This window comes from Chryseobacterium paridis, from assembly GCF_016595215.1.
GTDB classification, from domain to species: Bacteria; Bacteroidota; Bacteroidia; order Flavobacteriales; family Weeksellaceae; genus Chryseobacterium; species Chryseobacterium paridis.
The window spans coordinates 174,011-188,371 of the sequence record NZ_JAENHK010000001.1; the positions used below are offsets into that span (position 1 = coordinate 174,011).

Genomic DNA, 14,361 nt, shown 5'->3' on the forward strand with positions numbered 1-14,361 from the left:
AAAAAATAAACTCATGAAAACGCCACTACTCATTGCAGCCATATTTTTCAGCGGACTTGCTCTTGCTCAGGAAAAAAAATCAGACTCCGTAAAAACCAAAAACATAGAAGGGGTAACTTTAACAAAACAAGTATTCAAAAAACAAAGTGATCGTTTTGTCTATGATGTTGCTGCCTCCCCCGTTGCCAAAGGAAATACAACATTCGATATATTAAAGCAAACTCCCCTGCTTTCATCAACAGATGATAAAACTTTAAAAATCGCAGGAAAGAATAACGCCCTCATCTATATTAACGGAAGAAAAACGAATATGGATGCAGAATCTCTTGTACAATTTTTAAAAAACACTCCTGCAGAAAACATTCAAAAGATTGAAGTTATTACCGTTCCAGGAAGTGAATATCAAGTAGAATCTTCGGATGGAATTATCAATATTGTTTTAAAGAAAAAAATGAGCGACGGACTGAATGGAAACATGAGAATGTCCAACACTCAAAATAAGTACAATGCAAGCTCAGCTAGTTTTTCAGTTAATTACAGAAAGGATAAATTAGGAATCAGTGCTAATCTGAATGGTGGTGAAAATATAGAACCACAATCTTATATTCTAAGAAATGGAACGGATAAATTAAAAAATGAATCTGTAGGTGATATAGATGATCCTAATAAAAACCTCGGAGGTTATCTTAATATTGATTATCAATTAACAGAGAAAAGTAATTTAGCCTTATCATGGAACTCATGGGCAAATAAGAGTAATAACTCTACCATCGACCTGTTTAATACTTTAACACAGCCAAATAAAAAGGGGATTACAGAAACAACACATACATGGACTAAAAATAGAGCTGACGGCAGAAACTACAATAATTCTGTAAACTTAAATTATGAGATAAAATTAGATTCACTTGGCAGTAAATTTAATGCTAATGCTGCATATCTTATATATAAGAGATTCCAGTTTGCAAAAAACAATACAATGCTACCAGATAAGATGGGTGGTTATTCCACACCTGGGCAAACAATCACACAGGAAACACCACAGATTATCAACAACTTTTCAGGAACTATTGATTATATCCAGAAATTTAAAAATGACTTTACTCTTTCCTTAGGAGGAAACTTTAATAAAACCAAAACAAATAATGATACTAAAAACTTTACGTATCAGTTCATAGATGAAAATGGTAACGAAATTAAGAATCCACCAGGTAAGCCTGATTTCAATCATTTCATTTATGACGAAAATATATATGGAGCCTATCTCACACTCGAAAAGAAATTTTCAGATAAATTTTCAGGAAAAGTAGGAGCAAGGTATGAGATCACAAAAAGTTTAGGAACAGCAGATAACCCTACAAATACCATAGAAAGCCAAAAATATCAAAGAATTGAGAGAGATTATAATAATTTCCTTCCGTATTTAAGCTTTAATTATGCTATTAATGATAAGAATAATATCTCTTATTCATTTTCAAGCAGAATGAGAAGACCAAGTTTCTGGGAACTGAATCCGGTAAGAAACTATATTACAGAATTTAATTATACGCAAAACAATCCATTTGTAAAAGCTTCTTCTACCTATAATCAGGAATTGACTTATATGTATAAAAATTCCTATTTCCTGATTTTGAATCACTCTTATTTTAAAGATCAGATTACTCAGGTTCCATTACAGGGCTTCATAAAATCTGCAGATGGGAAAATAGGCACTCAAAATGTATTGCGTTATATCAGAACGAATTTTGGAGACAAACAGGAAATGTCTGCGATGGTTGGAATTCAAAAAAGCTTCTTTAAACAATATTTAACGTTGAACTTTAATGCAGGAGTTCAGCACAACATTAATAACGGATCATTAGCTGAGGATCCTACAAGTGGAGATACATTTGTAGACAAAGACGGAAAACCATTGGTGTATACTAATACTGTAAAATCAACAAGTATTGTAATTACAAGTAACAACACCATTCGTTTGGATAAGAAAAAAACATGGTTCTTAGGTGTCAATTACTTCTTTGTTGATAAACAACAAATCGAATTAGGAATGTTAAAAAACCTAATGAGTCTGGATTTGAGCATCAAGAAAAACTGGAATGATTGGACTTTTGCACTCAATGTAAATGATGTATTAAGAACGAACATCGTCGAAATAGAAGATTATCAGCCAAACGGAAATTACAATTATATCCGAAACGACCAATATAGAAGAGGCATGACCCTAAGCATCACTTACAATTTTGGAAATCAAAAAGTGAAAAAAATCAGGGACATTGAAGGTGCCTCAGACGCTATTAAAAGCAGAACAAGATAAAAAACATTCATTTCTTCATATCAATTATTTTGTATTAACTCACTGATCTTTCAGTGAGTTTTTTATCTTTATAACTTATGAAAAAATTACTTATTGTTTTTGGCTGCTTGCTATTACTCTTATTTAATGGTTGTAAGAAAAAAACAATACAGCTTGGAAATAAGACCTCTTTCGAAAGTGAAGAAAACATTTCTTATGGTGATGATCCTGAACAAAAGTTAGATTTATATATTCCTGCCCATTCTAACTCAAAACCTGTTGTGTTTATAATGATACATGGTGGTGGATGGCGTAGTGGAAATAAATCTGAGCTCACATTTTTTACTTTACAAATGATGCAACAGCTTCCTAAAGCTATTTTTGCGAATATTAATTACAGACTAGCATCCATCTCTCGTTTTGGCATCCCAAACCAAAGTGATGATATCAGCAAGGCCATTGAACATTTAGAAAAAATGTTAAAGTATAAACCAAGATTTATACTTCTGGGAAACAGTGCTGGTGGTCATTTATCAATGCTTTATGCTTATCAATATGATCCATATAAAAAAGTAAAAGCCGTTATCAATATTGTAGGGCCTTCTGACCTGGCCGATCCTGCTTTTAAAACTTATTTTGATTATTCGTTTGTTGAAAACCATCTGGCAGATCCAAAAGTACTTCCTTCCGGTTTATCAATGGCAAATTTTATAAGTCCTGTTCGTTGGATCAATACAACCTCAGCTCCCACTTTTTCTTATTATGGTAAAAATGATCAGGTTATTCCGTTATCACAAAAAGTAATTTTAGATTCTGTCCTAAACAAAAACAATGTCTTTCATCAGTCTTTTGAATTTAATGGAGGGCATCTTGATTGGGATAAAGACAAGAATAATACTTTCCTTATTAATAAAGTGGCTCAATTTATACAGGATCTGGATAAACAATAAACGCTTTGAACTTAATCAAAGCGTTCTATTTCAATTTATTGAGTTATTTCTTTCCCTAATATTTCAATGCTTTTTTCGCTTCGAGTGCTGTAGTATTCAAAGTAGAAAGACATTTCGTGAAATTATTCATATTTCTTAAATCCCAGAAAGGAAGAAGAACGACTACTGAAAAATCCGTTTCAGGGTCATAAAGCATTGTGGAAAGGTACCCTTCCGTAGCACCATTATGCCCATATCCTACCCCCGGAACATAAGAGCATCCTAACCCGTAACCAGAAGTTGTGGCTGAGCCTTTACTCGTTTTCATCTGTTCTACGCTTGAAACATTAAGAACATTTTCTCCTTTCATTATACTTCTTATATAGTCGGAGAGCATAACCATATTACCTACTCCATTTCCCTCTGCTACATGGGCACTTGCGTTCTTTTGATCTGTTATCTCATTATGGTCAGCAAATTTAATAAAGCCCTTAACGTAAGGTATTACCAGGTTTTTGTCCGATGCTAATTCAGGAAATTTTATATCTAATGGAACTTTTGAAGATGGCCCCACGATTTTATCATACATATAGCTCCCATAAGTTTTAAACGAACCGGATTTCTGTGAATACACTCTCGAAATAATTTCTCCCAAAATAGAAAATCCGGTATTTGAATAATGATATACCGTATTGGGTAAACCATAAGTGAGATTATGGTCGGTAAGGATTTTCACATATTCACCTGTGGAAAATTGATGGTCAGGAAAGTTTTCCAACATATAATCCGTATAGGTTTCACCATTTACATTATATTGAGATGCATCATTTGTCACATCATAGACTCCGGCATTGTGCTGCAAAAGCTCTCGAATCGTGATCTGATCCTTATTCGGGAAATTCCACTCTGCAGTATTAGGAACATATGGAGTATTTGTTCCAGGTATATTGGCTGTAATTTTATCATCTAATTTCAACCATCCGTCCTGCATCATTTTTAAAATAGCTGTAGATGTAAAATTCTTGGTATTACTCGCAAAACGGAAATTGGTTTTCTTGCTTACAAGAGTACCATTACTTCCCGTTACTGTACTAAAGTATGTTCCTTTCGGTGAAACAATATAAACGCTTAATGAGGGAACATCTGTATTCAGTTCTTTCTGAAGATCAGCATGAATTCTCCTGATAGCAGCGTCAAGATCAGTTTGATATTCTTCAGCCTCATTATTCTTACACCCTAAGATGATTAGCAGGAACAATAAGATAGGTAAAAAATTGAGTGTTTTCATGGTGTTATAGTTGGTTTAGTTTTATTCTGATTTCATGATCTCTGTTCTTTCTGAAATTCCATTGGCATTAAAAGCTTCAATCTGAAAATAATAGGCATCTGTCCTATCTGCTCCAGTGAAAAAGTATTCATTTTTGCCATACACCATAATACTTCCGTACAATTTATCCGGAGATTTCCCCCAGTATATAACGTAACCATCTGCATCCTGATTTTGTTGCCATTTCATCCAAATGCTTCTTCTTTCTCCATATTTTTTTGCATCTGCACGTAGAGGAACAAAGTTCTGAACTTTTGAAGGTTGCTCTCCTCCTCCTTTTCCAAATACTCTAAATCCACTTAATGCAAATTTTCCTGTAGGCATTTTCAGATTCTCCATTTTTAGAAATCTTGCTTTTGCTGGTTTTTCAAGTTCTACGTAGTCATGGGGAACATCTTTGGTATTTTTACTTTTATCTACGATAACGGTCCATTTCTTTCCATCATTTGAACCATAGATTTTGTATTGATGCATCATCCCCAGAGTCTTTCCCAGAAACTCCACATCCTGGTCTGCATAATTAATCTGAATGGCATTAATTGTGGAAACTTCACCCAGATCAGTCTGAAACCACTCACCGGAACTTCCAGTTTTAGCGCTCCAATAGGTTTTGATATCTTCATCTACTGCATAATTGGAATGATAACCTCCTAAAGTGGATGAAACCTGAACCGGTTTATTATAATTCAGTAACATCCAGCCCGTGAAAAGACCTTTAGAGAAATCTTTACCCTGAGCATATTGTGGAAGATAGGTAGGATAATCCCCATAAGATGTGTTACAATACATTACATCATCTTTATCAAAACCAGCAGGCCAGATTCCTAATCTTCTTTCAAAGTTATTTTTTGTGGAAATAAAAATCGTTGAAATATGCCACCAGTTTTTATAATTGTCTTCAAAGGTTGCCCCATGTCCTGCTCCTCTTGCAAAACCACCTGGTTTATAGGAGAATGGATTGTGTTGTTGGTATTCGAATCCTTCTAAAGGATTTTTGCTAACGTAAACTCCATCTGAGTAACCACTGAATTCAGTGGCAGGAGCACCGTACTGCATATAATATTTGTTGTTGTGTTTTGTCATCCAGGCTCCTTCAACAAAAGGCTGAAGAAAAACATTATCATTGTACTCACCAAAACGTTCCCAACCATGATCTTCAGGCTTCAATCTTAGAATTGGCTTTACAAAACCTTCAGATTGTAAGGTTTTAACTTTCACTTCAGTTCCTAACAAAGGCCACTCATTACTTGAACCCCAATACAAATACAGTTTGTTTTTATCTTCATCATAATGAAATGCAGGATCCCAGGCGCCAACTTTTAAAGTATCTACTGCAATTTTCCAATCATCTTTGGTAGGGTCTGTACTTTTCCAAATTGGAAAATCCTGCTCCCAGGTAGAACCAAAAACATATAAGGTATCTTTCATTGCCCAAACTGCAGGCGCATTAAGATCGTGAATATACTTATTATCCCTAAGAAACTTTCTCTTTACAAATTTCCAATCAAGCATATTATCACTGTACCAATAGCCCTCCTGATTGGTTGAAAACAGAAAAAGTTTATTTTTAAAATTAACAATGACAGGATCAGCTGTAGCACGGTGTTTTCCTTGTTTTGAAAAAGACTCGAATGGGGTATATCCGTAATCTATGTTGATGGGATTACAAAATGTTTTCTGTTGAGCATTCAAGCCAAATCCCAATACAATAAGGATTATAAAAAAATACTTCTGCATCTTCATAATTTTTACTTAAAACACAAATCTACTTAACTTTTTTCGGTTTTCTCTTATGTGTCATTTATGAACCTCATTGCTCGATCTTTCAAATTGGAACTGCATAAAAACAAAATCTTCTGGTTTCGTTTCCAAAACCAGAAGAATATTTGTAAGTATTTTCCTTATTTTAAACTGATTTCTTAGGTAAGAAAACTTCCGCTAACATACAACGAGCACTTCCCCCACCGTTTACTTCTATCGTATTCAAATCTGAGTAGATGATTTCACAATATTTTTCAATAGCTGAAACCTGATCTGATGTCAAAGACTCGTAGGCAGTCTGGCTCATTACTAAAAACTTCTCACCATCCTTATTCTGAACCTGAAGCATATTTCCGGCAAATTGCTGCATCTGTTCTTCGGAAATTTCAATAATTTCTTTTCCGGAATTTTTAATGGTTTCTATAACCTTGCTTCTTTCCAATTCACTATCGATACAGTCCAGGCAGATCACGACAAATTTGTCTGCGACACACATCATAACATTGGTATGATAAATAGGAAGCCTTTCTGATCCTACTGTCTGAAAAGAATGAAAAACGATAGGTTCAAAGCCATACTTCTCACAAAAGTCTCTGAATAGTTTTTCGTCTAATCTTAAAGACACAGAACCATAAGCTATTTTATTATCATGATCGAAGATCATACTTCCTGTTCCCTCCAAAAAATGTCCTTGAATTTCAGGAAGAGACCAATCATCTATTTCAGTTATTTCAAAACCTTTGCTTTTTATCGTTTCCAGAATATCTTCTCTTCTTTCTACTCTTCTGTTTGAGGCAAACATAGGGTAAAGAACAACTTTTCCGTCCTTATGGAAACTTACCCAGTTATTTGGAAAAATAGAGTCTGGAGTATGAGGATCTAAAGTATCTTTAACTGTGATCACATTAACTCCTTTATTCCTTAATTTCTCAACAAAAATGTTGAATTCGCCTAAGGCTTTAGCTTGAACATCAGAATCTTTCTGTTCAACCTGAAAATAATTATTTTCTGCGGTTTCCGCATTATAACCGAAAGCAATCGGTTCTATCATTAATACTGTATCTGTTGTTTGCATTTTTTTATGTTTGAGAACATTAGGGTTTGAGAGTATGAGAGTCTTAATCAGATTGAAACTAGAAATTATTCTCCTCTCGATTAAAAGATGAAAATGAGCACCATTTTTCCGATTGACTTATCATACTAACTAACATCCCAATTATTTGATTATACTGATTATTTAAGTTATTGAATTGATCTTCATTAATATATTTACACGCTAAAGAAAATTGTAGCCATGTTTGGGTCTCTCTTGCTTCACCTTCTGAATCTGTAAGTTTTGCAATGAAAGATTTTTCATACTTTCTTTTTCCCCAGGCTTCACTAATATTAGCTGACACAGATCTGGATGACCTTCTGATTTGATCTGTAAGAGAATAAAGTTCTTCTTTCGGAAAAGATTTTGAAATTTCATAAACTGCCATAGCCATTTCAAAAGACTTTTGAAAAACTCTTAAATCCTGATGAAACTTAACTGTTGACATAATTTTACTTTTATACATAAAAAACAAAACCCTCAAAACCTCCTACTCTCAAACACTCGAACCCTCCCACTCTATTACTCTCTTACTCTCTTACCAAAGGCATTGTAGAGCAACGTAGAAGACCTCCCATTTTAGAGATTTCACGATATGGAATTTCTTCCACTGTCATTCCCCATTCGTTTCTCAAATGGTTATTCATTCGTGTAAATGTTTTATCTGAAACTACTATTTCCGGAGAGATTGAGAAAATATTCGGAAACATTTCAAACATTTCTTCGTCTGTAAGATGGAAGCAATTTTCTTCACCGAAAATATCAATAATCAGGCGATAGTCACTTTCATCCACAAAACCGTTTTTATAAATAAGGCATTTATCTTTTCCTATCGGGTTGAATGTACAATCCAAATGCAGAATTCCTTCAAAAGGAATTTTATCATTCTTCTTTAATTCCAAGTCAATAATCCTTTTTTTCGGAAAGTACTCTTTCAGAATTTCTATTGCGTATTCGTTCGTTCTTGCTGTTTTATAGTTTCTGTAATCTTCACTAAAACAAGTCCCTATAAATAAGAAATCATCCCAAACAATTACGTCTCCCCCTTCAATGTGAGCTGTTTCGGGTAGATTGATGATTTTTCTCCAAGCTACTTTTTCAAAAACCTTTTTATAAGCTTCTTGTTCATCTGCCCGATCAACAATCACATTTGAAATGATCATTTTATCATCAATTACAAATGCTACATCTCTGGCGAAAACCTGATTGTAGTCCTTGATAATACTTGGACGTAAAACTTCTACGTCATATTTTTTCAATACAGCTTCAAAAGCATTCATTTCATCAATGATATCCGATTCTTTCGGATATATATTGTGTTCGATTGAGTAGTATGACTTCGCGTCATAACTTTCCTCAAGGGTGGGAACAGGTCCCAGAGAATTAGGCTGGCCCAGAACAACTGATTTTAACCTTCCTGTTTCGTTTTTAATATTTAGTTTCATAAAGATTTATGCAATATACAAATATAGGGAAAGGGCTCTATCTGGAAAACTTTTGAATTAGTTTCTCCTAAGAATTAATTCTCTATTAAAGTATCATCCCATTATTGACTCCTCTAAAACAATACTCGAGAAATAAAAAATCTATAAACAACTGTCTATCATCTACAATTGTTAAAAAATTATTGCAAAAAATGAAATCGAATTCATATCTTAGTGATATAATTTCATTGAAATTAAAACTAAATCATTAACATCAAAAAATCAAAATCATGAACAAAAATGCTTCAGTGCTAAAAAATGCACAAAAATTAGGAAGAGAAGAACAAAAATCAATTAAAGGAGGAGCAGGACCTACAAAACCAAGATACTGCTGCGAATGGAATGACGATGGAAGCTGTAGAATCTGGACTTGCGGAAATTGTGTATGTCCTTAATAAACAACTAAACCTGCTATTCTTAGCAGGTTTTATTTTATCTTGCCCTGATCTCTTCCTCTGATCTTTGAATTTCCTTCCCCTGATATTTTGAACCACCAAAATTATAACTCACTGCCAGTAGTAATCTTTGACTGTCCCACCAATGGGTAAACTGATTATCAATAATCTGCTTATGTCTGAAAACCAACCGTTGATCATACGAATCAAAAATGTTATTGTAACTGATCTTGGTATTTAGCCTGTTCTCAAACCATGATTTTTGTATTGAAAGGTCTACAGTATATCTTGGTTTTATAATGTAAAGGCTATTACCCGTTTTAGATTCATAGTTGGCAAAAAGATTTACAGTATATCCTCCTGGCAAGGAAAATACCTGATTAAGCCTTACTTCATAATTATAAATCTTCATTGCGAATACTTCATCAAGATAAGGACGAAACTCATAGTTATAATATCCTACAAGTTGTGTACTTACATTCCACCACTTAGTAATTTTAAGAGGGAAACTAATCTCCAGGTTAGCAAAATTTCTATAAGGTAAATTTGTTCCTAAGTATTCTAAAACATTGGTCTTCGGATCATATCTCGGATATCGCACCATTACATCACTTTCTTTTCCTATAGCTAAACTCGCAATCCAATTTTTATAACGATAAGTTCCTTTGATTTGGCTGGTAAATGAAGGTTGTAAATAAGGATTTCCAATCCAATAATTTAATGGGCTGAAATAAAACCTGAAAGGATTGAGTTGAGAAAATACTGGTCGGGTAATTTTCCGACTATAGGAAAGAGACAATTCATTGGATTTATTAAATGTATAATTGATACTGAAGGAAGGTAACCATTTTAAATAATTTCTCGATACTATAGAGTCAGAGCTTACCGCATTCGAAATACTTTTTGTATTCTCAACCCTGATCCCGGCATTGATCTGAAATTTGTCGAATTTTTGACTATAAGCTAAATATCCAGCCAGTATTTGTTCTTTATACGAAAACATGTTACTTCGTGTGGGATCAAAAACAAATTGATTATTTACCGATAGGGTATCATATCTGATATTATTAGTCGTACGCGTATCACTATATTTTATTCCCATCTCAAAATTGGCATTTTTTACTTTCTGACTTGCATCAATTTGAGCTGCATAAATATTTATTTTATTAAATAAATCTGATTTCCAATAAGACAAAAGTTGAGAGGTTGGCAAATCTTTATTCGTAAAATCATCTTTCTGTTTATTGCTCACCAAAAGATAGTTTCCCAAGAAGTTAAGTTTAAAATTTTTATTATTAAAGGAATAATCTGTAGTTATTCCATAGTTATCCTGTCTATAATCAGTTGGGTTTTCACTGCCGGTATTAAAGACTAGTTGTGACTCATCTTTATTTGTAGTATATAAAGAACCTGTTCTCATCCGATCATTATTTCTAAAATTACCTCGCAAGTTGACCCCTATTCTATTCTTATCATTCAGTCGATAATCAATTCCCGCTTGAGCAGTATAAGCCTTTCCTTCATCTATTTGATAGGTATTAGTCCTCATCACATTAGTATTGGCAAGCCGCTGTAATGCGTTGTATCGGTAGGTTGAAATTCCGTCATTGTATCCGAATTGCATTTGATATACTATCTTTTCTGTATTATATGAACCGTTAATAGAGTTTTCACGATAATTAAATCTGTTAACAGAAACATTTCCGTTATAAGCTCCTTTCCAACCGAGATTTCCATTTTTTTTCAGTCTGATATCTATAATCCCTTTGAATTCTGCATCATACCTAGAAGAAGGATTCGTATTTACTTCAATAGATTCAACCATTTCTGGTGACAAGGATCTCAAGTAGGCCTGGATTTCCTGAGGGCTCATTACAAGAGGTTTTCCATCAACAAATATTGCTGGGCTTATTCTTCCTCCAATGAAAATACCATCTTCCGGATCAACTGTTACACCTGGTGTTTTTCGTAATACTTCGAGAATATGTGTAGAAGTTTTAAAATCCTTATTCCCTGCAACAGTCATTATCCTATTTCCATCATTTAATTTTATATTTCGAGGTCTTGATTGAATAACTACTTCATCAATAGCTTTACTTACAGGCGTCATTTCAATTGTAAAAATCCCAGTGATCTTATCTAATCTTTTAGTTTCGTATCCCCCTTTTTTAGCTTCAAGAAAGACACCTTGCCCACGATCTCCAAACTGAAATTTACCTAAAGAGTCTGTTATTGTCTTTTGAATTAATTTATTACCCGGAATGCTGAAAAGTGAAATTTCAACTTGAGACAGTTCTGTTTTTGTTTCTGTATCCAGTATTTTACCATTGATTGTTGTCTGTGCATTGGCAGCAAAAAAAGATAAAAACAACAACATAATTAAAGTCCATAATCTGAAGCTCATAAATCTTAATTTTTATGAACCAAAAGTAGATCCGGAGAAAAGAAATAGGGTTTTGAAGTTTAAATTCCGAAGTGCGAAATTATAAATTTGAACTTTGAAGTTCCCTTTCAGAAGGCATTTGCGACTGACGGTACAAAAGGGGTGTTGTATTTTTTATTTTCTTAAACGTTGAAAAGAATGTTGATTTAGAATTAAATCCTACTTCATAGCCAATCTCTTCAATCTTCAGATAAGATCCGTTTTCAATTATTTCACATGCTTCATTGATTCGATATTCATTGATGTAGGTAGAAAAACTTTTTTCAAGATTATCATTTAATAATTGAGAGAGCTGATGAGATGAAATATTCATCCTTGTAGCCAGATCATTTAATTTTAAATTTGGATTTTTATACAGTTCTTCAGAATTCATTAGTCTTTCGAGTTTGGAGACAAAGCCATCTGCCCGTTCATCGGATATTTTTTTATTGGAATATCTGTTTAATTCCTTCGTCTCGCTCAAACGATACTTTTTATTAAATAAAATCAAAAAATTAGCATACAAAACAAATGAGAATACGAGACTTCCTCCTGCACAATAAATTTGAACCCATCCTGTGGCAATTAACTGATAAGCTAAAAATATGATCGTATTGCTAATTAAAACTGGTAGAATAAATTTATTAGGTTTCTCTGCATACTTCTTTGATAAAGTATAATATTCGTAAACAGACCAAAAGACGAAAATTGTCCAAACCGTATAAATAAAGGTTCCATAATAAGTATCCCAGGTAACAGGAAAAAATAAATATAAAAGACCAACAGCTCCTAAGATTAATGTCAGAATGCCGAACGAGCGTCTACAGTTTTTAAGAATGAAATGCTCCTGTAAAAAGGATGACCTGATATAGTAATACAAGGCAGGACCCGTAAAAAACAGGGCTGCCAGGCCCAGGTGAGGAATAATTCGTGGTAAATCCGGATAAAAATAAATGCAAACGGATATTCCAACCCTGATGCTTAAGGTTAATAAAATTAATCCTAAGAAGAAATCAGGAATGTATTTAAGCTTTTTAACAAACAAAAGATATACCCCAAGCAAAAGCCCATTGAAAGCTCCCACTGCACTAAAGAAGAATAACATTTGTTGCCCGAAAGTCATTGTATACTAGTTTTTTATACTTAGTAAAAATAACAAATTTTTGATATTCAATTTTAGATAATTACTTAAATTTTTTTCGATGTTAAATAATCTGATTCGGTAAAAACTTTGCATAAAAAAATCCCAAAGCTTACTTTGGGATTTTTTTTATCATTGAAACAGTTCTTATCTGTTTACCATATCGATATAGTCTCTTTGTTGAGCTCCTTGGTATACCTGTCTTGGTCTTCCGATTGGATCTCCTTTCAATCTCATTTCTTTCCACTGAGAAATCCATCCTGGAAGTCTTCCTAATGCAAACATTACTGTAAACATTTCAGTAGGAATTCCTAACGCTCTGTAGATGATTCCTGAATAGAAATCTACGTTTGGATATAATTTTCTTTCGATGAAGTAGTCGTCTTCAAGAGCTACTCTTTCTAATTGCATTGCAATATCCAAAGCTTTATCCTGAATTCCTAATGCATTAAGGATGTCATCAGCAGCTTTTTTGATAATTTTTGCTCTTGGGTCGAAGTTTTTGTAAACTCTGTGTCCGAATCCCATTAGACGGAAGCTGTCATTTTTATCTTTTGCTTTAGCAACATACTTAGATACATCACCTCCATCTTTATCAATAAGTTCAAGCATTTCAATTACTGCCTGATTAGCCCCACCGTGAAGTGGTCCCCAAAGTGCAGAAACACCTGCAGAAATAGATGCGAAAAGTCCTGTATGTGCAGAACCTACCATTCTCACTGTAGAAGTAGAACAGTTTTGTTCGTGATCTGCGTGTAAAATTAATAATTTATCTAAAGCACCTACAACTACTGGATCTATTTCAAACTGTTCGTTTGGTAGTCTGAAAGCCATTTTGTAGAAGTTCTCTACATAGTTTAAGCTGTTGTCACCATGATTAATAGGTAATCCCTGAGTTTTTCTGTAAGTCCAAGCACAAAGGTGAGAGAATTTAGCAATCATTAATTCAGCAGCATGATCCATTTCTTCTTTAGAATTTACGTTAACAGCTTTAGGGTTAAAAGCAGTTAATGCAGAAGTTAAAGAAGATAAAACTCCCATAGGGTGAGCAGAACGAGGAAAAACATCAATGATTTTTTTCATTTCGTCTGCGATGAAGTTATATTTTTTGATATTGTTTTCGAAAGAACCGTATTGATCTTTATTAGGTAATTCTCCATGTAATAAAAGATACATTACTTCAGTAAAATTGGATTTTTCAGCAATCTGTTCGATTGGATATCCTCTATAAAGTAATTCTCCTTGATCTCCATCTAAATAAGTGATATCGCTAATTGTAGCTCCAGTATTTTTATAACCTAAATCCAGGGTGATCAGACCAGTTTGGTCTCTTAATTTTGAAATATCTATCCCTCTGTCTCCGATAGTACTATCCACGATAGGATATTCATACGAATTACCGTCGTAATTCAATATAACTTTGTTGTCTGACATTATTTATTTATTTTTTTTAAATTTACTAAAATTCAATAAAAAAACAGCAAACAAATTATCGTTTGCCGTCATTTATATTTTC

At 33.6% G+C, this 14,361-nt stretch carries 11 protein-coding genes; 3 read left to right on the forward strand and 8 right to left on the reverse strand.

The genetic code is table 11. From position 1 onward, the window contains the following. The first annotated feature begins 13 nt into the window (after positions 1 to 13). Together JHL15_RS00750 and JHL15_RS00755 are read left to right on the forward strand one after the other, a co-directional pair. Entirely contained in the window at positions 14 to 2,314 is a 2,301-nt protein-coding gene (locus tag JHL15_RS00750) for a TonB-dependent receptor domain-containing protein (RefSeq protein WP_200241572.1), read from the forward strand. Positions 2,315 to 2,391: 77 nt separating this feature from the next. Continuing rightward, on the forward strand, positions 2,392 to 3,243 hold the full coding sequence (locus JHL15_RS00755; RefSeq protein ID WP_200241574.1) for an alpha/beta hydrolase: 852 nt from the start codon (positions 2,392 to 2,394) through the stop codon (positions 3,241 to 3,243). A 55-nt stretch (positions 3,244 to 3,298) separates the two neighbouring features. Here the strand turns inward: JHL15_RS00755 and JHL15_RS00760 are convergent, their stop codons facing one another. The 5 genes from JHL15_RS00760 to JHL15_RS00780 all read right to left on the reverse strand — a co-directional run bounded on the left by JHL15_RS00760 (position 3,299) and on the right by JHL15_RS00780 (position 8,848). Continuing rightward, positions 3,299 to 4,510 (reverse strand): serine hydrolase domain-containing protein, encoded by a 1,212-nt coding sequence (locus JHL15_RS00760; RefSeq protein ID WP_200241577.1) that lies wholly within the window; start codon positions 4,508 to 4,510, stop codon positions 3,299 to 3,301. Between the two features lie 21 nt (positions 4,511 to 4,531). Then, positions 4,532 to 6,286: a discoidin domain-containing protein gene (locus tag JHL15_RS00765; protein WP_200241579.1), complete on the reverse strand. Its 1,755-nt coding sequence runs from the start codon at positions 6,284 to 6,286 to the stop codon at positions 4,532 to 4,534. A 169-nt stretch (positions 6,287 to 6,455) separates the two neighbouring features. Continuing rightward, positions 6,456 to 7,385: a citrulline utilization hydrolase CtlX gene (ctlX, locus tag JHL15_RS00770; protein WP_200241580.1), complete on the reverse strand. Its 930-nt coding sequence runs from the start codon at positions 7,383 to 7,385 to the stop codon at positions 6,456 to 6,458. Positions 7,386 to 7,443: 58 nt separating this feature from the next. Further along, positions 7,444 to 7,851 carry a four helix bundle protein gene (locus JHL15_RS00775; RefSeq protein WP_200241581.1) on the reverse strand — a complete coding sequence of 136 codons (408 nt, stop codon included), beginning with the start codon at positions 7,849 to 7,851 and terminating at the stop codon, positions 7,444 to 7,446. An 82-nt stretch (positions 7,852 to 7,933) separates the two neighbouring features. Continuing rightward, positions 7,934 to 8,848, reverse strand: coding sequence for a dimethylarginine dimethylaminohydrolase family protein (locus tag JHL15_RS00780; RefSeq protein WP_200241582.1), 915 nt, complete (start codon positions 8,846 to 8,848; stop codon positions 7,934 to 7,936). A 269-nt stretch (positions 8,849 to 9,117) separates the two neighbouring features. On the opposite strand from JHL15_RS00780, the gene JHL15_RS00785 reads away from it, so the two are divergent. After that, positions 9,118 to 9,282 (forward strand): hypothetical protein, encoded by a 165-nt coding sequence (locus JHL15_RS00785; protein ID WP_200241583.1) that lies wholly within the window; start codon positions 9,118 to 9,120, stop codon positions 9,280 to 9,282. A 37-nt stretch (positions 9,283 to 9,319) separates the two neighbouring features. Here JHL15_RS00785 and JHL15_RS00790 read toward each other — a convergent pair whose 3' ends face one another. From JHL15_RS00790 to JHL15_RS00800, 3 genes are all read right to left on the reverse strand, one after another. Then, the gene (locus JHL15_RS00790; protein ID WP_234047657.1) at positions 9,320 to 11,686 is read right to left on the reverse strand and encodes a TonB-dependent receptor domain-containing protein; all 2,367 of its coding nucleotides are present in this window, start codon (positions 11,684 to 11,686) and stop codon (positions 9,320 to 9,322) included. 79 nt (positions 11,687 to 11,765) lie between these two features. After that, the gene (locus JHL15_RS00795) at positions 11,766 to 12,827 is read right to left on the reverse strand and encodes a helix-turn-helix domain-containing protein (RefSeq protein WP_200241585.1); all 1,062 of its coding nucleotides are present in this window, start codon (positions 12,825 to 12,827) and stop codon (positions 11,766 to 11,768) included. Between the two features lie 165 nt (positions 12,828 to 12,992). Further along, the gene (locus JHL15_RS00800; RefSeq protein ID WP_200241587.1) at positions 12,993 to 14,279 is read right to left on the reverse strand and encodes a citrate synthase; all 1,287 of its coding nucleotides are present in this window, start codon (positions 14,277 to 14,279) and stop codon (positions 12,993 to 12,995) included. Positions 14,280 to 14,361 lie beyond the last annotated feature (82 nt).